20 protein-coding genes and 1 tRNA gene are annotated in these 19,563 nt (G+C 66.1%); 13 read left to right on the top strand and 8 right to left on the bottom strand.

Going from position 1 to position 19,563, the window contains the following annotated elements:
• Positions 1-91 precede the first annotated feature (91 nt).
• Positions 92-433, top strand: a complete 342-nt coding sequence (locus V5F68_RS15250) for a PRC-barrel domain-containing protein (RefSeq protein WP_394013491.1) — start codon at positions 92-94, stop codon at positions 431-433.
• A gap of 58 nt (positions 434-491) precedes the next feature.
• Here the strand turns inward: V5F68_RS15250 and tyrS are convergent, their stop codons facing one another.
• Positions 492-1,736: a tyrosine--tRNA ligase gene (tyrS, locus tag V5F68_RS15245; RefSeq protein WP_394013375.1), complete on the bottom strand. Its 1,245-nt coding sequence runs from the start codon at positions 1,734-1,736 to the stop codon at positions 492-494.
• Between the two features lie 75 nt (positions 1,737-1,811).
• Here tyrS and V5F68_RS15240 point away from each other — a divergent pair, with 75 nt between their 5' ends.
• On the top strand, positions 1,812-2,924 hold the full coding sequence (locus V5F68_RS15240) for an anhydro-N-acetylmuramic acid kinase (protein ID WP_394013373.1): 1,113 nt from the start codon (positions 1,812-1,814) through the stop codon (positions 2,922-2,924).
• A 106-nt stretch (positions 2,925-3,030) separates the two neighbouring features.
• Here the strand turns inward: V5F68_RS15240 and V5F68_RS15235 are convergent, their stop codons facing one another.
• A complete protein-coding gene (locus tag V5F68_RS15235) occupies positions 3,031-3,693 on the bottom strand; it encodes an alpha/beta hydrolase (protein WP_394013372.1) in 663 nt (220 codons plus the stop codon).
• Positions 3,694-4,014: 321 nt separating this feature from the next.
• Here V5F68_RS15235 and V5F68_RS15230 point away from each other — a divergent pair, with 321 nt between their 5' ends.
• The 7 genes from V5F68_RS15230 to V5F68_RS15200 all read left to right on the top strand — a co-directional run bounded on the left by V5F68_RS15230 (position 4,015) and on the right by V5F68_RS15200 (position 11,334).
• Positions 4,015-5,202, top strand: a complete 1,188-nt coding sequence (locus V5F68_RS15230) for a cysteine desulfurase family protein (RefSeq protein ID WP_394013371.1) — start codon at positions 4,015-4,017, stop codon at positions 5,200-5,202.
• A 164-nt stretch (positions 5,203-5,366) separates the two neighbouring features.
• Complete coding sequence (gene sufB / locus V5F68_RS15225) at positions 5,367-6,836, top strand: Fe-S cluster assembly protein SufB (protein ID WP_394013370.1); 1,470 nt, start codon at positions 5,367-5,369, stop codon at positions 6,834-6,836.
• 131 nt (positions 6,837-6,967) lie between these two features.
• Positions 6,968-7,723, top strand: coding sequence for a Fe-S cluster assembly ATPase SufC (gene sufC / locus V5F68_RS15220; protein WP_394013369.1), 756 nt, complete (start codon positions 6,968-6,970; stop codon positions 7,721-7,723).
• Between the two features lie 10 nt (positions 7,724-7,733).
• Positions 7,734-9,074, top strand: a complete 1,341-nt coding sequence (gene sufD, locus V5F68_RS15215) for a Fe-S cluster assembly protein SufD (RefSeq protein WP_394013368.1) — start codon at positions 7,734-7,736, stop codon at positions 9,072-9,074.
• A 182-nt stretch (positions 9,075-9,256) separates the two neighbouring features.
• Positions 9,257-10,504 (top strand): cysteine desulfurase, encoded by a 1,248-nt coding sequence (locus V5F68_RS15210; RefSeq protein ID WP_394013367.1) that lies wholly within the window; start codon positions 9,257-9,259, stop codon positions 10,502-10,504.
• Positions 10,501-10,875 carry an SUF system Fe-S cluster assembly protein gene (locus V5F68_RS15205; RefSeq protein ID WP_348847386.1) on the top strand — a complete coding sequence of 125 codons (375 nt, stop codon included), beginning with the start codon at positions 10,501-10,503 and terminating at the stop codon, positions 10,873-10,875. Before V5F68_RS15210 ends, V5F68_RS15205 begins: the two co-directional genes overlap by 4 nt.
• A gap of 6 nt (positions 10,876-10,881) precedes the next feature.
• Positions 10,882-11,334, top strand: coding sequence for a VOC family protein (locus V5F68_RS15200; protein ID WP_394013365.1), 453 nt, complete (start codon positions 10,882-10,884; stop codon positions 11,332-11,334).
• 124 nt (positions 11,335-11,458) lie between these two features.
• Here the strand turns inward: V5F68_RS15200 and V5F68_RS15195 are convergent, their stop codons facing one another.
• Positions 11,459-12,463 carry a formate/nitrite transporter family protein gene (locus V5F68_RS15195; RefSeq protein WP_394013364.1) on the bottom strand — a complete coding sequence of 335 codons (1,005 nt, stop codon included), beginning with the start codon at positions 12,461-12,463 and terminating at the stop codon, positions 11,459-11,461.
• 163 nt (positions 12,464-12,626) lie between these two features.
• On the opposite strand from V5F68_RS15195, the gene V5F68_RS15190 reads away from it, so the two are divergent.
• Both V5F68_RS15190 and V5F68_RS15185 read left to right on the top strand, forming a co-directional pair.
• Positions 12,627-13,013 carry a HesB/IscA family protein gene (locus V5F68_RS15190; protein ID WP_394013363.1) on the top strand — a complete coding sequence of 129 codons (387 nt, stop codon included), beginning with the start codon at positions 12,627-12,629 and terminating at the stop codon, positions 13,011-13,013.
• Positions 13,014-13,081: 68 nt separating this feature from the next.
• Positions 13,082-13,166 (top strand) — tRNA-Leu (locus V5F68_RS15185).
• Positions 13,167-13,169: 3 nt separating this feature from the next.
• Here the strand turns inward: V5F68_RS15185 and V5F68_RS15180 are convergent.
• The gene (locus V5F68_RS15180) at positions 13,170-13,541 is read right to left on the bottom strand and encodes a winged helix-turn-helix transcriptional regulator (protein ID WP_394013362.1); all 372 of its coding nucleotides are present in this window, start codon (positions 13,539-13,541) and stop codon (positions 13,170-13,172) included.
• Between the two features lie 99 nt (positions 13,542-13,640).
• Between V5F68_RS15180 and V5F68_RS15175 the strand changes: the two genes are divergently transcribed.
• Positions 13,641-14,666, top strand: a complete 1,026-nt coding sequence (locus V5F68_RS15175) for a zinc-binding alcohol dehydrogenase family protein (RefSeq protein WP_394013361.1) — start codon at positions 13,641-13,643, stop codon at positions 14,664-14,666.
• Positions 14,667-14,733: 67 nt separating this feature from the next.
• Here V5F68_RS15175 and V5F68_RS15170 read toward each other — a convergent pair whose 3' ends face one another.
• Entirely contained in the window at positions 14,734-15,102 is a 369-nt protein-coding gene (locus tag V5F68_RS15170) for a hypothetical protein (RefSeq protein ID WP_394013360.1), read from the bottom strand.
• A gap of 199 nt (positions 15,103-15,301) precedes the next feature.
• Here V5F68_RS15170 and V5F68_RS15165 point away from each other — a divergent pair, with 199 nt between their 5' ends.
• Complete coding sequence (locus tag V5F68_RS15165; protein WP_348847379.1) at positions 15,302-15,682, top strand: hypothetical protein; 381 nt, start codon at positions 15,302-15,304, stop codon at positions 15,680-15,682.
• A 79-nt stretch (positions 15,683-15,761) separates the two neighbouring features.
• Here V5F68_RS15165 and V5F68_RS15160 read toward each other — a convergent pair whose 3' ends face one another.
• From V5F68_RS15160 to V5F68_RS15150, 3 genes are all read right to left on the bottom strand, one after another.
• Complete coding sequence (locus V5F68_RS15160; protein WP_394013358.1) at positions 15,762-17,264, bottom strand: amino acid permease; 1,503 nt, start codon at positions 17,262-17,264, stop codon at positions 15,762-15,764.
• Between the two features lie 84 nt (positions 17,265-17,348).
• Positions 17,349-18,134, bottom strand: a complete 786-nt coding sequence (gene eutC, locus V5F68_RS15155; protein WP_394013357.1) for an ethanolamine ammonia-lyase subunit EutC — start codon at positions 18,132-18,134, stop codon at positions 17,349-17,351.
• On the bottom strand, positions 18,131-19,519 hold the full coding sequence (locus V5F68_RS15150) for an ethanolamine ammonia-lyase subunit EutB (RefSeq protein WP_394013356.1): 1,389 nt from the start codon (positions 19,517-19,519) through the stop codon (positions 18,131-18,133). Before V5F68_RS15150 ends, eutC begins: the two co-directional genes overlap by 4 nt.
• Positions 19,520-19,563 lie beyond the last annotated feature (44 nt).

The raw sequence follows: 19,563 nt of genomic DNA, 5'->3' as shown, positions 1-19,563 counted from the left end.
CATGCAATTTCATGCAGGAGCAATAATAATGCGCAAGATCCTACTCGCCATGACCGCCGTTTCCCTGATCGCAGCGCCTGTCAGCTCTGTGATGGCGCAGAGTGCTGTGGCCGTTCAGTCCGACGCTTTCGTCACCGCGAAGCCGACCGACGTGCTGAGCTACAACCTCGTCGGGCTGAAGGTGATGAACGGCGAGAAGGAGACCGTGGGCGAGATCAAGGATCTCATCCTCTCCCAGGGCGAACTGGCCGGCTACATCCTCTCGGTCGGCGGCTTCCTGGGCATGGGAGAGCGCTACGTGATCGTGCGCCCCAATGCGGTGAAGATCGCCTATTCCGAGAGCGACAAGAAGTGGTCGGCGATGATGAACGCCACCAAGGACCAGCTGAAGGCCGCGCCCGAGTTCAAGTATGAAGGCCGCTGGAAGAGCTGATCGCTCCATCTGACGTGAAAAAGGCTCCCGCAGGGGAGCCTTTTTTATGGGGCGCTCATCACACCGGGCGCAGGAGCACGTGCTTCTTCTTGCCGAGCGAGAGCTTGATGACGCCCTCCGCCGTGAGATCCTGCAGGCCGAGCACGGCCTTTTCGTCGGTCAGGGTGGCGTCGTTCACCTTCAGCCCGCCGCCCTTGATCTGGCGGCGCGCCTCGCTGGTGGAAGCGACGAGGCCAGCGGCAACGAAGGCGCCTGCAGCCGGCAGGCCGGCTTCCAATTGCCCCGTGCCGATGTCGATGCTCGGCAGGTTCACCGCAAGCGCGCCCTCTTCGAATGTGGTGCGGGCGGTGGCCTTGGCCTCCTCGGCGGCGGCGCGGCCGTGCAGCAGGGCGGTGGCCTCGGTGGCGAGGATCTCCTTCGCGAGATTGATTTCCTGGCCCTCAAGCGCACCCAGGCGGGCGATCTCGTCCAGCGGCAATTCGGTGAACAGCTTGAGGAAGCGGACCACGTCCGCATCCCCGCTGTTGCGCCAATATTGCCAATATTCATAGGGGCTCAGCAGGTCCGCATCGAGCCACACGGCGCCGCCGGCGGTCTTGCCCATCTTGGCGCCCGAGGAGGTGGTGAGCAGGGGAGTCGTGAGCGCGAACAGGTCCGCGCCGTGCATGCGGCGGCCCAGCTCCATGCCGTTGACGATATTGCCCCACTGGTCCGAGCCGCCCATCTGCAAAATGCAGCCGTGGCGCTTGTTCAGCTCCACGAAATCGTAGGCCTGCAGGATCATGTAGTTGAATTCGAGGAAGGTCAGCGGCTGCTCGCGCTCCAGCCGCAGCTTCACCGAATCGAAGGTCAGCATGCGGTTGATGGTGAAGTGTGGCCCCACTTCCCGCAGCAGCGGGATATATTTCAGCTCGTCCAGCCAGGCCGCATTGTTCTCCATCTTCGCGCCGGCGGAGAAATCCAGGAACCGCTCGAACACCTTGCGGATCGAGCCGATGTTGGCGTCGATCTGCGCGTCCGTGAGCATCTTGCGGGCTTCGTCCTTGCCGGACGGGTCGCCGATTTTGGTGGTGCCGCCGCCCATGAGCGCGATGGGATTGTGCCCGGTGCGCTGGAGCGTGCGCAGCATCATGATGGAGAGCAGGTGCCCGGCATGCAGGGAAGAGGCCGTGGCGTCGAAGCCGATATAAGCGGTGATCGGCCCTTCGCACGCCTTGGCGTCCAGGCGCTCGGCATCGGAACACTGGTGAATATAGCCGCGCTCATCGAGGGTGCGCAGGAAATCGGAGCGAAAGGCAGTCATGAGGTCCGCACAGCAGGCTTTGGAAAGGCGGCTGGTGTAACAGGTCTCACGCGCGATTGCATCGGGGAGAAGCGCATGCGGGCTCTGGGGCTGATGAGCGGCACGTCCATGGACGGCATCGATGCTGCCTTGATCGAGACCGACGGCGAGCGCGTGTTCTGGCTCGGCCCCTCGGCCACCTATCCCTATGCGCCGCCCATGCGGGCCTTGCTGGAACAGGCGATGAACGATGCGCGCGGCGTGAATTCCCGCGAGGCCCGGCCGGGCGCCCTGGCGGAGGCGGAAGACCGCATCACCACCCTTCACGCCGAGGCCGTGCGCGCCCTGCTGGACCAGATGCGCCTCACGCCCGGCGATTTGGACGTGATCGGCTTCCACGGACAGACGGTGTTTCATCGGCCGCAAGCCCGCCTCACCGTGCAGCTCGGGCTCGGCCAAGCGCTCGCGCGGGACTTGGGGGCGACGGTGGTGGGTGATTTCCGCGCGGCCGACGTGGCGGCGGGCGGGCAGGGGGCGCCGCTGGTGCCGGTGTTCCACCAGGCCTTGGTGCGCGCGCGCGACATGACCGGCCCGGTGGCGGTGCTCAATATCGGCGGGGTGGCGAACGTCACGGTCATCGACGGCGCGGCCGACCCGATCGCCTGCGATACCGGCCCCGGCAACGCGCTGCTGGATGATTTCGTGTTCGCCCGCACCGGCATCCCCTTCGATGCGGACGGGGCCCTGTCTGCGGCGGGGGAGGTGGATGAGGATGCGGTCTTGCGCGTGCTGGACCATCCCTTCTTCGCGCTGCCGCCGCCCAAATCCCTCGATCGCAACGCGTTTCGCGCCTTTGTGGCGGAGCGGGTGAAGCTCGACGGCTATCGCACTGAAGATGGCGCGGCGACCCTTGCCGCCATCACGGCGGCATCGGTCGCGGCCATCGTCCCCATCCTGCCGGCGGTGCCGGAGCGCTGGATCGTCGGCGGCGGCGGCGCGCGCAATCCGACGCTCATGGCGATGCTGGAAGCGCGGCTCGGGCGGCCGGTGGTGCCGGCGGAGGCCATGGGCTGGTCCGCCGATGCGCTGGAGGCCCATGCCTTCGGCTTCCTGGCGGTACGCACCCTGCGCGGGCTGCCGCTGACGTTTCCTTCCACCACAGGCGCGCCGGAGCCGCTCACGGGTGGGGTGGTATTCTCGCCCGATTAAGGGGAAGGGATTGCACTGCCGCGTTCCCGCTCCCTACCCCTCCCCCGCAAACGGGAGAGGGGTAGGGAGGGGGGCTTTGCGAGACCGCAGCGCGGCGGGGGAACCCTCAGGCGGCGCTGGTGGTGCGGGCGCCGGGGAGGCGCTTGTCGAGATAGGTGCCGACCACATTCATCAGCTCGTCGGTCTTGCCGTCGAAGAAGTGGTTCGCGCCCGGCACGATCTGCTGCTCGATGACGATGCCCTTCTGGGTCTTCAGCTTTTCCACCAGGGTGGCGACCGCCGTGGTCGGCACCACCGCGTCCTTATCGCCGTGGACGAACAAGCCGGAGGAGGGGCAGGGCGCCAGGAAGGAGAAGTCGAACAGGTTCGCGGGCGCGGCGATGGAGATGAAGCCTTCCACCTCCGGCCGGCGCATCAGCAGCTGCATGCCGATCCAGGCGCCGAAGGACACGCCGGCGATCCAGCAGGCGCGCGCATCCGGGTTCACCGACTGCGCCCAGTCGAGCGCGGCGGCGGCGTCGGAGAGTTCGCCTGGGCCATGGTCGAACGAGCCCTGGCTGCGGCCGACGCCCCGAAAATTGAAGCGCAGCACCGAGAAGCCGCGGTTCACGAACTGATAGTAAAGGTTGTACACGACGGGATTGTTCATCGTGCCGCCGAACTGCGGGTGCGGATGAAGAATAATCGCGATGGGGGAATTGCGTGTCTTTGCGGGCTGATAGCGACCCTCAAGCCGCCCCTTCTCGCCGGTGAAGATGACTTCTGGCATGGACGTCCGCAACCTCTCGGCGGGCAGCAGCAAAGGCGGGGCAGATGCTTTTCGGCCGGGCCGAAACACGAACCTGCCCAAAGACGTCTTCGCGAGGACGCCTTGACTTGGCCTGGACGCCGCCCTATCTATTTAGAATAATTCTAATTTATCCCTTCCGGCCGCGCGATGGTAACAACGCTGCGGGGCAGAGACGGATGAAGTCTGACATATGGATGAGACGATGCCCAATTGCAAGCTTTTGGTCCAAGGTGCGCGCTCTGCCGCAGCGCCGGGACGGGGCTTGGAGAAGGCCGTGACGATACACCAAAGGCTGCGGCCATGAGCGCGGCGCCATCCTCCCGGGTGTTCCTCGACCACAATGCCACCTCGCCCCTGCGGCCGCAGGCGCGGGACGCCATGATCGATGCCCTGGACCGGGGCGGCAACGCCTCCTCCATTCATGCGGACGGGCGCGCCGCGCGCCAGCGCGTGGAACAGGCGCGCATGGAGATCGCCGCGCTCACGGGCGCCGATCCGCGCGGCATCGTCTTCACCTCCGGGGCGAGCGAGGCCAATGCGCTGGCGCTCCATCCCGCCCTCGAAGTGCGCGGCCGCCGGGTGACCTGCGACGTTCTTCTCGCAAGCGCGGGCGAGCATCCCTCCGTGCTGCACGGCCATCGCTTCGCGCAGGAGCAGGTCGAAACCCTTCCTTTGGACACCGATGGCCGCATCGATCTCGATGCGCTGGACGCGGCGCTCGCGCGCCACGCGGCGGCCGGGCGGCAGGCGCTGGTGTCGGTGATGCTGGCCAATAACGAGACCGGCATTCTCCAGCCCGTGGCGGAGGTGGCGGCGCTGGCGCAAGCGCGCGGCGCGGTGGTGCATTGCGACGCGGTCCAGGGCGCCGGGCGCCTTCCTCTCGACATGGCGGCGCTGGGCGCGGATTTCCTCACCTTGTCCTCCCACAAGATGGGCGGCCCCCAGGGCGCGGGCGCGCTGGTGGCGGGGCACGGCGATACGCTCGTGCGCCAGCCGTTGATCGCCGGCGGCGGGCAAGAGCGGGGCCGGCGCGCCGGCACGGAGAATGTCGCCGCCCTCGTGGGCTTCGGCGCGGCGGCCCGCGCCGCGCGGGCGGATCTGGTGGGAGAGGCGGCGCGCCTTTCCGCTTTGCGGGACAGGCTGGAGGCGGGCATCGCCGCCTTGGTGCCGGACGCGGTTGTGCTCGGCGCGAATGTCGCGCGCCTGCCGAACACCGCCTGTGTTATATTTCCCGGTATCAAGGCCGAAACCCTGGTGATCGCCCTCGATCTTGCCCATCTATCGGTGAGCGCGGGGTCCGCCTGCTCCTCGGGCAAGGTCGGTGCATCCCATGTGCTCAAAGCCATGGGGCTCGCGGAAGACGAAGCGCGCGGTGCGATCCGCCTGTCGCTCGGCTGGTCGAGCACGAACGAAGATATCGACGCGGCGCTGGCGGCCATCGGCCGCACCGTACCGCGCGTCAGGAACCGCCCGGAACGGGCGGCTTAGAGCAATTCCAGAAAAAGTTTCTCGACTTTTTAGATCTGGAAATGCTCCAAGCACAGCGTGGCGGGAACAGGATGGCGGCCTCCTTCAGGACGGGCCAGCACCATCCCCTCGCCGAAGGACTTGACCCGCGGGCCTTGACCCCGCGCGGGAGAGGAGACGAGAAGATGCCTGCAGTTCAGGAGACGGTCGATCTCGCCCGATCGATCGATGTCGACCAGTACAAATACGGGTTCGTCACCGATATCGAGAGCGAGAAGGCCCCGAAGGGCCTGAGCGAAGACACCGTCCGCTATATCTCGGCAAAAAAGAACGAGCCGGAATGGATGCTGGAATGGCGCCTTGACGCCTATCGGCGCTGGCTGACCATGGAAGAGCCCACCTGGGCGCGGGTCAGCTATCCCAAGATCGATTTCCAGGACTATTATTATTACTCCCAGCCCAAGGCCAAGCCGAAGTCGCTGGACGAGATCGACCCGGAGATTCTGGCCACCTACGACAAGCTCGGCATCCCGCTGCGCGAGCGCGAGGCCCTGCTGGGCATCGAGAGCAGCGCGCCGCGCATCGCCGTGGACGCGGTGTTCGACAGCGTGTCGGTGGCCACCACCTTCAAGGCGGAACTCGCCAAGGCGGGCGTGATCTTCTGCTCCATCTCGGAAGCCATCCGCGAGCATCCCGAGCTGGTGAAGCAGTATCTCGGCTCGGTCGTGCCGGTGTCGGACAATTTCTACGCCACGCTGAACACCGCCGTGTTCTCCGACGGCTCGTTCGTCTACATCCCCAAGGGCGTGCGCTGCCCCATGGAATTGTCCACCTATTTCCGCATCAACGAGCGGAACACCGGGCAGTTCGAGCGCACCCTCATCATCGCCGACGAAGGCGCCTATGTGAGCTATCTGGAAGGCTGCACTGCCCCGCAGCGCGACGAGAACCAGCTCCATGCCGCCGTGGTCGAGCTGGTGGCGCTGAAGGATGCCGAGATCAAATATTCCACCGTCCAGAACTGGTATCCCGGCGACAAGGACGGCAAGGGCGGCATCTACAACTTCGTCACCAAGCGCGGCGATTGCCGGGGCGACAATTCCAAGATCTCCTGGACCCAGGTGGAAACCGGTTCGGCGATCACCTGGAAATACCCGAGCTGCATCCTGCGCGGCGACAACAGCCAGGGCGAATTCTATTCCATCGCCATTTCCAACGGCTACCAGCAGGTGGACAGCGGCACCAAGATGATCCACCTCGGCAAGAACACGTCGAGCCGCATCATCTCCAAGGGCATCGCCGCCGGCCATTCGGAGAACACCTATCGCGGGCAGGTGACGGCGCATCGCCGGGCCACCAATTCCCGCAACTTCACGAACTGCGACTCGCTGCTGATCGGCAACAAGTGCGGGGCGCATACCGTGCCCTATATCGAGGCCAAGAATTCCAGCGCGGTGTTCGAGCACGAGGCCACCACCTCGAAGATCTCCGAGGACCAGATGTTCTATTGCCTCCAGCGGGGTCTCTCGCAGGAAGAGGCGGTGGCGCTGATCGTCAACGGCTTCGTGAAGGACGTGCTCCAGCAGCTGCCCATGGAGTTCGCCGTGGAAGCGCAGAAGCTGATTTCCGTGAGCCTGGAAGGCTCCGTGGGCTGACGCCCGCCCGCCGTGCCCCGGATGCGGGGCGCGGCCGCGCTCCCGACCCGAAATGTCGCGGCGCCGTTCCGCGCGAGGCCGAAGACGCCTCGCGGATTCCGGCCGCCGCAGTCTGACGAATGGAAACGATCATGGCTTTGCTCGAAATCAAAAATCTGCACGCCCGCATCGACGACAACGAGATCCTCAAGGGCCTCAACCTCACGGTGAACGCCGGCGAGGTGCATGCCATCATGGGGCCGAACGGCTCCGGCAAGTCCACGCTGTCCTACGTCCTCGCCGGCAAGCCGGACTATGAGGTCACCGCGGGCGAAGCGCTGCTGGACGGGCTGGACCTGCTGGACATGGCGCCGGAAGAGCGTGCCGCCGCCGGCCTGTTCCTGGCGTTCCAATATCCCATCGAGATCCCCGGCGTCGCCACCATGACCTTCCTGCGCACGGCGCTGAACGCGCAGCGCAAGGCGCGCGGGGAAGAGGAACTCTCCACCCCCGAATTCCTGCGCCTGGTGAAGGAGAAGGCCGGCCATCTCGGCATCAGCCAGGAGATGCTCCGGCGCGGGGTGAACGTGGGCTTCTCCGGCGGCGAGAAGAAGCGCAACGAAATCCTGCAGATGACCCTGCTCCAGCCGAAGGTCTGCATCCTCGACGAGACCGATTCCGGGCTCGATATCGACGCGCTGAAGGTGGTGTCCGAGGGCGTGAACGCCCTGCGCTCGCCTGAGCGCGGCATGGTGGTCATCACCCATTACCAGCGCCTGCTGGACCATATCGTGCCGGACGTGGTGCACGTGATGCACAAGGGCCGCATCGTGCGGACCGGCGGCAAGGAACTGGCGCACGAGCTGGAAGCCTCCGGCTACGCCGGCTACGGCCAGGACGCGGCGTGAGGATCGCAGCATGACCATCCATAACCAGCCGGTCCGAACGGCCGCCGAAGACCAATTGCTCGCGACCCTCGACGGGCGCGTGGCGCAGGACGCTCTCAGCGGCCCACTCGCCGCCCGCCTCGGCGAGGTGCGCGAAGCCGCGCTCGCGTCGTTCCGCGAGAACGGCTTGCCGCATCGCCGGGTGGAGGAGTGGAAATATACCGACCTGCGCGCTTTGCTGCGCGAGGCCTTCGCCCCGGTCACGCAGATCTCCGATAGCGCCGCGGCGGAAGGGCATCTGCGCGCCATCACCTTCCCCGGCGCGCGCCGCATCCTGTTCGTCAATGGCGTGCTGGATCGCCAGCATTCGGATCTGGTCGGCCTGGAACCCGGCCTCTCCGTCATGCCGCTCGGCAGCGCCATCGCCAAGGGGCATGGAGCGGTCGAGAAGCTCGGCACGCTCGCGCCGCAGCGCTATGACGGCGCGCTCGCGCTCAACACCGCCTTCCTCGGCGAAGGCGTGGTGATCCATGTGGCGGACGGCGCGCGGATCGCGCGGCCGCTCCATATCGCCCACGTGTTCACCCTGGACGATGCGGCCGCCACCTATTCCCGCAGCCTGCTGGATGTGGGCGTGGGCGCCGGCGTCACGCTGATCGAGAGCTTCCAGGGCCGCGACGGCGTGCCCTATCAGGCGAACGACGCCATCGAGGTGTTCGCCGGCGACGAAAGCCATCTCGATTACGTGCGTCTCCAGGAGGAGGGCGACAAGGCGCTCCACCTCGGCACCTTCATGGCCGACATCGGCCGGGACGTGCGGTTCCACACGTTCGGCCTGACCTCGGGCGCGCAGGCGGCGCGGCTCAGCGTCTATGGGCGCTTTTCCGGCACCCATTCGCAGGTCGGCCTGCGCGGCGTCACCCTGCTGAAGGGCCGCCAGCATGCGGACGTGACGCTTCTGCTGGACCATGCGGTGGCCCATTGCGAGAGCCGCGAATTGTTCAAGACCGTGCTGGCGGACGAGAGCCACGGCGTGTTCCAGGGCAAGATCGTGGTGCGCCCCGACGCGCAGAAGACCGACGGGCGCATGATGAGCCAGGCGCTCCTGCTCGGCGAGACCGCCGAGATGGACAACAAGCCCGAGCTTGAGATCTTCGCCGACGATGTGCAGTGCGGCCACGGCGCGACGGCGGGCGATCTCGACGAGGACCTGCTGTTCTACCTCAAGGCGCGCGGCATCCCGGCCAAGGAAGCCGAGGCCATGCTGATCCAGGCGTTCGTGGGCGAGGCGCTGGAATTCGTGGAAAACGACGATCTGCGCGACAGCCTGATCGCCCGTGCCGAGGCCTGGCTGAAGAAGCGGGCGGGGTAAGCTGGGCCTGGTTCGCTCTCGCGTGCGGGAAACACCATGACTCCCTCTCCCGCGTGCGGGGGAGGGCGAGGGACGGAGGAAGGTGCGGCGCGTTTCGGGATCGGCGGCGCGGTCCGAAGTGCCCCTTCCCCAACCCTCTCTCGCCAGCGGGAGAGGGAGATGTGTGGCAAGGAATGATCCGAATGACGAAGACGCATCCCGCAGTGGCCAACGGCACCTATGACGTCGAGAAGGTGCGCGCCGATTTCCGCGTGCTGTCGATGGAGGTGAATGGCCACCCCCTGAGCTATCTGGACAATGCCGCCTCGGCCCAGAAGCCGGCGCAGGTGCTGGACCGGATGCGCCATGCTTATGAGTTCGAATATTCCAACGTCCATCGCGGGCTGCATTATCTCGCCAATGCGGCGACGGAAGCCTATGAGGCGGCGCGCGAGACCATCCGCGCCTTCTTCAATGCCGCCAGCATTGACGAAATCATCTTCACCCGCTCCGGCACCGGTTCGCTGAACACGGTGGCGAGTTCGCTCGGCCAGTCGATTGAGGCGGGCGACGAGATCGTGCTCTCCATCATGGAGCACCATTCCAACATCGTGCCCTGGAACTTCCTGCGCGAGCGCAAGGGCGCAATCATCAAATGGGCGCCGGTGCGCGAGGACGGTTCGTTCGATTTCGAGGCGTTCGAGCAGCTTCTGACCCCGCGCACCAAGATCGTCGCCATCACCCAGATGTCCAACGTGCTCGGCACGGTGACGCCCATCAAGGAGATCGCCCGCGCCGCCCATGCGGTGGGCGCGAAAGTGGTGGTGGATGGGTGCCAGAGCTCGGTCCACATGCCGGTGGACGTGCGCGACCTGGACGTGGATTTCTTCGCGGTCACCGGCCACAAGCTCTATGGGCCCACCGGCATCGGCATCCTCTACGGCAAGCTCGACCTGCTCGCCCAGATGCCGCCCTATGAGGGCGGCGGCGAGATGATCCGCGAGGTGAGCGAGGACCGCGTGACCTACGCCGCCCCGCCGCACCGCTTCGAAGCGGGCACGCCGCCCATCGTCCAGGCCATCGGCCTCGGCGCGGCGCTGGACTATATGACCTCGCTCGGCCGCGAGCGCATCGAGGCGCACGAGCGCGAACTTTCCGCTTATGCCCACGAGGTGCTCGGCGCCATGAACAGCCTGCGCATCATCGGCACGGCGGCGAACAAGGGCGCCATCATCTCGTTCGAGATGAAGAATGCCCATCCCCATGACGTCGCCACCGTGCTGGACCGCTATGGTGTCGCGGTGCGTGCGGGAACCCATTGCGCTCAGCCGCTTCTGGCCCGATATGACACGACGGCCACCTGCCGGGCTTCACTCGCCCTCTACAACACGCGCGCCGATGTGGACCGCCTTGCGGCGGCCTTGCTGAAGGCGCAGGATCTGTTCGCATGACGGAAACGGCGCTTAACGACACCCCGAACGCCCCGGAAATCAAATCCACGATTCCCGAGGATGAACTGGCGCGTCTCACCGACGACATCGTCGCGGCCATGAAGACCGTCTACGATCCCGAAATCCCGGTCGATATTTACGAGCTGGGCCTGATCTACAAGGTGGACATCGCCGACGACCGCTCGGTCGCGGTGGAGATGACGCTGACCACCCCCAATTGCCCTTCGGCGGCCGAACTGCCGGGCATGGTGGAAAACGCCGTGAACACGGTGGAAGGCGTCGGCGGCGTCACGGTGGAAATCACCTTCGACCCGCCCTGGGACCAGGGCCGCATGTCGGAAGAAGCGCGCGCCACCCTCAATCTGTGGTGAGCGGCGGTGGCCGGCGAGACGACCGCGCCACCCGTTACATCCGCGGCCGCGCCGCCCTTGGGGCCGGTGCTGGAAACCGGCCTGTATGTGGACGATCTCGCCCGCGCGGGCGCCTTCTATGAAAGGGTGATGGGCCTTTCGCCCATGCTGGCCGACGCGCGGTTCCGCGCCTATGCCCTCGGCGGCACGGTGCTGCTGCTGTTCAAGCGTGGCGCCGCGAACGAGACGCTGGCGCTGCCGGGCGGCACCATTCCGCCCCACGATGCGGCAGGGCGCGCGCACATCGCCATCGCCATCGCCGCCGAAGCGCTCGATGCCTGGCGCGCCCATCTTGCCCGCCACGGCGTTCCCATCGAGGGCGAGATGCGCTGGCCCAAGGGCGGCGTCAGCCTCTATTTCCGCGATCCCGACGGCACCCTGCTCGAACTTGCCACGCCGGGCCTGTGGCCGAACTATTGACGCAAGCGTAGATGTACGGCGCGGATTCCGCGTTGCCGAAGTTCGCCCGAACGTTGGGGCGAAATCCCGGTTTGGTGTGCCGGAAAGGCACGGAGACGCCCCACGAAACCGCTATTCGTCTGCGCTAAGCCATTGTTTCACGTGAAACATTTTTCTCGGGCTTTCGTGCCGGATTAGGCAAAACGGGCTTTTCCTTTCCCCTCTGGCCGGGCGCCGGCTTGGGGGAACCGGCCGAGGGCGATGCTGTCTCATCGTCCTTCATTTCGTCCTTCACCTGCCCGTAGGCGAGCAGCGCGAACAAGGCCGATCCGCCGATCATGTTGCCCACCAGCAAAGGCAGGATGAACCCGCCGAGGGCCTTGCCGATGCCGATTTCGCCGAGCGCCGTGAGATAGAAGATCTCCACCGACCCCGAAACCACGTGGGAGAGCTGAAGCAGCGAGATCAGGCCGGTGAGCGCGACGATGATGATGACGCGCGAATGCTCCGCGCTCGGCAGCAGCCAGGCCACGGTAGCGATTAGCCAGCCGGCGACAATGCCGCGCACCAGCGCATCGGTGGGGGTGAGAGTCGCCAGTTCCCGCGACAGGGCGAGGATCCCGGCGTCGATCTCCGCCGGCAGGATCACGCGGGTGGAGAGCAGGGCGGCGAAGATCGCCGTGCCCACCATGTTGGCGGCGAACACCACGCCCCATATGCGGGCAAGCGCCGCCAAGGCGGCGCGGGTCGGATCGGCCAGAACGGGCAGGACGGCGGTGAGCGTGATTTCGGTAAAGAGCTGGTAGCGCCCGAGAATCACGATCAGGAAGCCGAGCGAATAGCCGATGCTCTCGATGATCGGCCGCCAGGGCGCATCGGGCAGGTGGGCATGCAATGCGCCCTCGGCCACCACCGAAAAGCCGATGGAGAGCCCGGCCGCGAGCCCCGACCACCACAGGCTCGCCACCGGCCGGCGCAATTCCTCGACGCCCTCGCGGCGGATCACCTCATAGACCGCGAGCGGTCGCAGGTTGCGATGCTCCTCCACCTGCGCATGGTCCTGCGCGGTGAGATCCTTGGGCGCGTCGTCCTCCAGCGGGTGGTCTACGGCCTCGTCCTGCGTCCCGTTCGCCGCCTTGCGTACCGCCATGCTTGGGCTCCTTATTGCCAAGCTGAACGCCCGCGCACGGTTTCGGTTGCATGGGGCTTGCGGGCTCCGCGCGCACGGCACTTGCCGGGAGCGCCGGGGTACCCCATTTTAAGGGCACTTATCCGCCGGCCTTGAACCGGCGTGGTTCGGAGTTTTGAAGAAAATGGCTGCCCTTCGTCCCCGCCCGCCCGTTATGCGCATCACCGATGCCGCCGCCGAACGTATCCGCGAGATCATGGCGCGTTCGCAACCGCCGGCGGAAGCCGTGCGCGTGGGGGTCAAGAACGGCGGCTGCGCCGGCATGTCCTACACCCTTGATTACGCGCCGGAAATCACCCCGCGCGACGAGGTAGTGGAGGATAAGGGCGTGAAGGTGATCGTCGATCCTAAGGCGATCCTGTTCCTGCTCGGCACCGAGATGGACTTCAAGACCGACAAGATGTCGGCCCAGTTCGTGTTCAACAATCCGAACCAGACCTCGGCCTGCGGCTGCGGCGAGTCGGTCGCCATCACGCCCGTCACCACCGAGCAGCTGGAAGGCCGCGCCTGAAGCGCGCCGCCGGCCGCTGCGGCTGTTGTCCCGGCCCAAGGTCTCGCATAAGGTCCGCGCTCCTGAAGGCGGACGTGGCGGAATCGGTAGACGCACGAGACTTAAAATCTTGCGCCGTAAGGCGTGCGGGTTCGAGTCCCGCCGTCCGCACCAGGCTCAGGCGGCTGCCGCGCCTTCCGTCTCGACGGGTTTTGTCAGGTCGAGATTGGCATCGCCCCAGGCTTTCAGCGCCATGATCACCGGCTCCAGGCTCTGGCCGCGGGGCGACAGGCAATATTCCACCTTGGGCGGCACGACCGGATAGACCGTCCGCACGATCAGATCCTGCGCCTCCAGCTCGCGCAATTGATTGGTCAGCATGCGCTGGGTCACGTTGGGCAGGCGCTTGCGGAGCTCGTTGAAGCGCAGCGTGCTCTCGAACAGATGATAGAGGATCACACCCTTCCATTTGCCGTCGATCAGGCTGAGCGTGCCCTCCACGGCGCAGCCTGGGCTGCAATCGAGGCTCTTGTGGCGCACCCGGGGCATCTCACGGTATCCTTTTCGACACTATGGGCGGTTTATGTGCGTTCTTGCGCCTAGAAGCGTACTCAGCATTTTAGCGCCAGTCCAGAACTGGAGGTTTTCATGCGTGCCGTCGGCTATCAACGTTCCCTCCCCATCGACGATCCCCTGGCCCTGAGCGACATCGAGCTGCCCCGTCCGGCCGCCACGGGGCGGGATCTGCTGGTCGAGGTGCGGGCCGTCTCGGTCAATCCGGTGGATACCAAGGTGCGGCGCCGCGCCGAACCCGAGGCGGGGGAATGGAAGGTGCTGGGTTGGGATGCGGCGGGCGTCGTGGTCGAGGTCGGGCCGGATGCCAGCTTCTTCAAGCCGGGTGACGAGGTGTTCTATGCCGGCGCCTTGGGCCGGCAGGGGACAAATGCTGAGTTCCATCTGGTGGACGAGCGGATCGTCGGCAAGAAACCCGCCACGCTCGACTGGGCGGAGGCGGCCGCCCTGCCCCTGACGGCCCTGACTGCGTGGGAGACGCTATTCCATCGCCTTCATGTGACGCAGCCGGTGCTGGGCGTGGCGCACGCGGTCCTCATCATCGGCGGCGCCGGCGGGGTCGGCTCCATCGCCGTGCAACTGGCCCGCAAGCTTACCGATCTCACGGTCATCGCCACCGCCTCGCGGGCGGAGACGCAGCAATGGGTGCGCGATCTCGGGGCGCACCATGTGGTGGATCATTCCAGGCCGCTTGCGGAACAGGTGAAGGGGCTCGGCCTCGGCGAACCGGCCTTCGTCTTTTCCACCACCAACACCGACCAGCACCTGGGGGCCATCGCGGAGCTGATCGCCCCCCAGGGTCGCTTCGCGCTGATCGACGATCCTGCGACGCTGGACATCAACGGCTTCAAGCGCAAGAGCGTCTCGGTGCATTGGGAACTCATGTTCACCCGCTCGATGTTCGAGACGGCGGACATGGAGGCGCAGCACGCCATCCTCAACGAGGTCAGCGCCCTTGTGGATGCGGGCGAAATCCGCACCACGCTCGCGGAAACCTATGGTCCGATCAATGCGGAGAACCTGCGGCGGGCGCACCGCATGCTCGAAAGCGGCCGGGCCCGGGGTAAGATCGTGCTGGAGGGGTTCGGCCCCACCCCCTGAACCGGGGCGCACACGCTTCCCTGCCGCGGCCAGCGTGCCGCGGCCTTGCCTTCACGCGTCACGCGGCTCAGGCGGCGTGACGATATCCTGCGTCCGCTTCTTCAGGCGAGGCGGCGGGGTTCAACAGCTTCTCCTTGCACAATTCCACGATCTCGAGCACTTCCGTGCCCCAGGCGAATGCGGATTGCTGAAGGAAGGCTGCTTCCTTGGTGAGCACCGAGGTGGCGGCATCGGGCTTCGCCATCTCACTCATCAGGCGCATCTGCTCCTGGAGCTGGGCGGTGGCGAAGCGCTGCAGGTGGGCGTTGATCGCGATCGGCAGCTCGATCCAATAGACACGTGCGGCGGCCATCGGCCAGCCGAACGCCGGCGTCTTGGTCGGCCACATATCGGCAAGGGCTTTTGTATAGTCCGGGAAAGTCGAAGCGTCGGTCATGGGTCCGTCTCCGCACTGATATAAGAGTTTATCATAATGTGTGCGGGCGCGAACGCCTTGGGCTGGATCAACGAACGGAAAATATTCATTGCGGACTTTTCCATAAGTGAATGCCCGTAACTGGCGCTTATTTTCTTCCTGCGGCATGAAAGGAGCCCGTTCCGGAATCGGCGATGGGCAAAGCCCGAGGAGACCGCTTATGAGCCAACTGCCTCATTCCTTCCGAGAGATCCGTCTCGAACTCGCGCGCGAAAAGGATCACCCGGAGGGATCCCGCAATTTCGGCTATTCCTTTGTCGCCCCGCTGGATGAGAACGGCCGCATCGACGCGGACCTCTGGCACGCCAACCGCGCCGCGTGCCGCGTGGTTCGCTTCCGCCCGGGCGAGGCGGACGATATCGGCCATTTGGTGCGCCGCCCCGGCGGCAGCTGGGCGTTCCGCTACGATGTCAGCGGCGACGAGGACGACGAGTCCGGCTATCGCTTCGGCGATGAAGCCTTCGCGCCGGGCGAATATGTCTCGATTCGCGAGGACGAGGAGATGCACACCTATCGCGTGGTGTCGGTCGAGCACGTCTGACCCGGCACGCCGCGCGCCGGTTGTGAAAGGCTCCCGCGATCGCCGCTGCGACCGCGGGAGTTTCGTTTAAGGGCCCTGTTCAGTAGCTCTTGTATTCGGCCGTGCCCTTGGAGAGGGCGAACTCCTCCTCGGGCGAGAGCACCAGCTTGTGGCGCCCGTAGGCGGCGAAATAGGCCATGCCGACGGCGAACCAGATCGCCACGCCGATGACGCCGTGGCGATAGATCGGGTCGGACAGCTGGAAATAGATCGTCACCAGGGCGATCACGATGGTGATCACGGCGCCCGGAATGCCGAACGGGCTCACATAGGGACGCGCGATCTGCGGCATGTTCTTCCGCATGAGGATGAAGGACAGCGCCTGCATCACGTAGGAGAGCATGGCGCCGAACACCGCCATGTTCAGCAGCGTGCCGCCGATGGCCGCCGCCCCCGCCTCGACGCCCAGCGTGAACCAGATGGCCAGCATGATGACGAGCCCGACCACCGCGCCGGCGATCATGGCCACGTGCGGGGTCTTGCGGCTGCCGTGGGTGATGGACAGGCTGCGCGGGAAATAGCCGGCGCGCGACAGGGAATAGATCTGCCGGCCCTGGGCATAGATGATGGTGTGGAAGGAGGCGATCAGCCCCACCACAGCGACCAGCGCCAACAGGCTGGCGATGCCCGTGCCGTAGATGGCCTTGAAGCCGTCCAGCAGGGGTTCGAGCGAGGTGGACAGGCCGAATGCGCCGTTCGCCACCGAGGAATTCAGCCACAGAATCATGAAGGCGGAGACGATCAGCGTCGCCATGCCGGCGATGATGCCTTTGGGCATATCGGTCTTGGGATCGACGGATTCTTCCGCCGCCAGCGGCAATTGCTCGATGGCGAGGAACAGCCAGACCGCGAACGGCATGGCCGCGAGCGCGCCGCCGATGCCGAACGGCAGGAACGGGCCGCCGCCATTGGGCAGTTCCACCGCGGTCCCGTCCGGCCCCACGCCCATGTTGAGCGCCCAGCGCGAGAAGTTCATGACCGGGATGGCGCTGACCCAGAACGCCACCAGGCAGGCGAGCGCGGCGAGGGTGACCACCAGCGTCACCTTGAAGGAGAGTTCCACACCGACCACGTTGAGGCCGACGAAGATGATGTAGCCGAAGATCCAGTAGACCGGCTGGAATTCCGGCGGCGTGCCGAAGATCGATCCCATGTAGGAGCCGATGAAGGAGACGACCACCGCTGGCGTGATGACGTATTCCACGTTCTCGCACAGCCCGGTCACGAAGCCGCCCCACGGCCCCATGGTGGTGCGGGCGAAGGAATAGGCCGCGCCGGTATGGGGCAAAGCGGGCGACATCTCTGCAATGCAGAAGGTCAGGCCGAGATACATGATGGCGATGATGATGGCGGCGATGAACATGCCGCCCCAGCCGCCGGAGGCGAGCCCAAGGTTCCAGCCGGAAAAGTGGCCCGAAATGACCGCGCCGACGCCCAGAGCCCACAGCGACCAGACCCGGGCGTGGCGCTTCAGGGCGCGCTGCTCGAAATATTTGATATCGACAGTGGTATAGCTGACGCCGGAAGATTTTTGAGCGCTCATGAATCCTGCCCTCTGCCCAGCGGCCACCGGAACGCCGGTTGCCGGCCCATACGGTTTCCCTAAAGCAAGGACCGTGCCTTAGGGTCAGTCCCCACCGACGGCCGAAAGCGCGAGTGGCGGCCGCCCGTCTTCCAGCAGCGCATCGCTCTCGTCCTTGAGGTCCACCCCCGTGATCTCGCGGCGGAACGCCTCCTTCAGCAACCACGCCAGCTTGAAGGCGGCGGCCGCGTGGGAGAGGCCCTCCGCGCGCACGTTCGAGATGCAGTTGCGCTCCGCGTCCGTGCGCCCGGGGCGGGGCGCGAAGGTGAGGTAGAGGCCGAGACTATCCGGCGAGGACAGGCCGGGCCGCTCGCCGATCATCACCAGCACCGCGCGGGCCTTGAGCGCGGCGCCGGCTTCATCCCCCAGCGCGACGCGCGCCTGCGCGGCGATGCAGACCGGCGAGATCCGCCAATTTTCCTTCTCGATCCAGGGCTTGAGCGCTGCAAGGAACGGCACGGCCTGCGCGTGCACGGCGGCGGAGGAAAGCCCGTCCGCCACCACGAGCGCGAGGTCGACAGGGCGAGGCGCGGCCGCCTCGAGCAGGGTGCGGCTCGCCTCCGCAAGGCGGCGGCCGAGATCGGGCCGGCGCAGATAGACGTCGCGGGCCGGGGCGGCGCTGGCGATCTGCACGGTATCGAAACCGAGCGCGCGCACCTGCGCCTCCACGGCGGCTGCGTCGAACGGCGTGTGGACCGCGTCGCGGGCCTGGGCATGGGCGAGGGCGAAGCGCAGCACCTCCTGCGTCGGCAGGCTCGCGCCGGTGCGCCCGAGCGCGATGCGGGCCGGGGTATGCCGGGTAAAGGCGAGCCAGGGATCGCGCGCGATCATGCCGCCCGCTCCGCCACGAAGCCGAGCAGCGGATGACCGCCATCGGCGGGCAGCAGCCGCCCGTCGGTGCCGGTGATCTGCATGGACTGGAGCCACGCCTCGAATTCCGGCGCCCGCTTCAGCCCGAATACTTCGCGCACATAAAGGGCATCGTGGAACGAGGTCGACTGATAATTGAGCATCACGTCGTCGGCGCCCGGAATGCCCATGATGTAAGTCACGCCCGCCGCCGCCAGCAGGGTGAGCAAGGTGTCCATGTCGTCCTGGTCGGCTTCCGCGTGATTGGTGTAGCAGACGTCCACGCCCAGCGGCACGCCCAGCAGCTTGCCGCAGAAATGGTCTTCCAGGCCGGCGCGAATGATCTGCTTGCCGTCATACAGATATTCCGGCCCGATGAAGCCGACCACCGTATTCACCAGCAGCGGCTCGAAGGCGCGCGCCACCGCATAGGCCCGTGCTTCGCAGGTCTGCTGGTCCACGCCATGGTGCGCATTGGCGGAGAGCGCCGCGCCCTGGCCGGTTTCGAAATACATGGCATTGGTGCCGAGCGTACCGCGCTTCAGCGACCGGGCGGCGTCATAGCCTTCCCGCAGAACAGCAAGGTCGATGCCGAACGAGCGGTTGGCGGCCTGCGTCCCCGCGATGGACTGGAACACCAGGTCCACCGGCGCGCCGCGGTTCATCAGGTCGATGCAGGTGGTCACGTGGGTCAGCACGCAGCTCTGGGTGGGAATGGCGAAGCGCGTGATCACTGCATCCATCAGCTTCAGCAGCCGATCAAGGACCGGCAGGCTGTCGGAGGCGGGATTGATGCCGATCACCGCATCGCCGCAGCCATAGAGCAGCCCGTCGAGGATGGCGGCGGAAACGCCAGCGGCATCGTCGGTGGGGTGGTTGGGCTGGAGGCGCACGGCCATGGTGCCGGGCAGGCCGATGGTGTTGCGGAAGCGCGTCACCACCCGGCACTTCTTCGCCACCAGGATGAGGTCCTGGTTGCGCATGATCTTGGAAACCGCAGCCACCATCTCCGGTGTCAGGCCGTGTGCGAGGCGGGCGAGGGTTTCCGGCGTTGCGGCATCGGAGAGAAGATAATCGCGAAAATCGCCGACGGTGAGGCTCGCCACCGGCGCGAAGGCGGAATGATCGTGCCCGTCGAGAATGAGACGCGTGACCTCGTCCTCCTCATAAGGGATCAGCGCCTCGGACAGGAAGGTCTTCAGCGGCACCTCGGCGAGGCACATCTTGGCCGCGATATTCTCCTCCGCGCTGGTGGCTGCGATGCCGGCCAGCATGTCGCCGGAACGCGGCGGTGTCGCCTTGGCCATCAGCTCCTTGAGGTCGGCGAACACATAGCTGCGTGGACCGATGCGGTGGATGAAGGGCATTCACAAGGCTCCCGCATGCTGGACATGCCGATTATGAAGCAATG

Source organism: Roseixanthobacter pseudopolyaromaticivorans, assembly GCF_043195145.2.
Classification (GTDB): domain Bacteria; phylum Pseudomonadota; class Alphaproteobacteria; order Rhizobiales; family Xanthobacteraceae; genus NCEH01.
The sequence above is the reverse complement of the archived record's forward strand: the minus strand, read 5'-3'. Positions and strand labels throughout refer to the sequence as shown.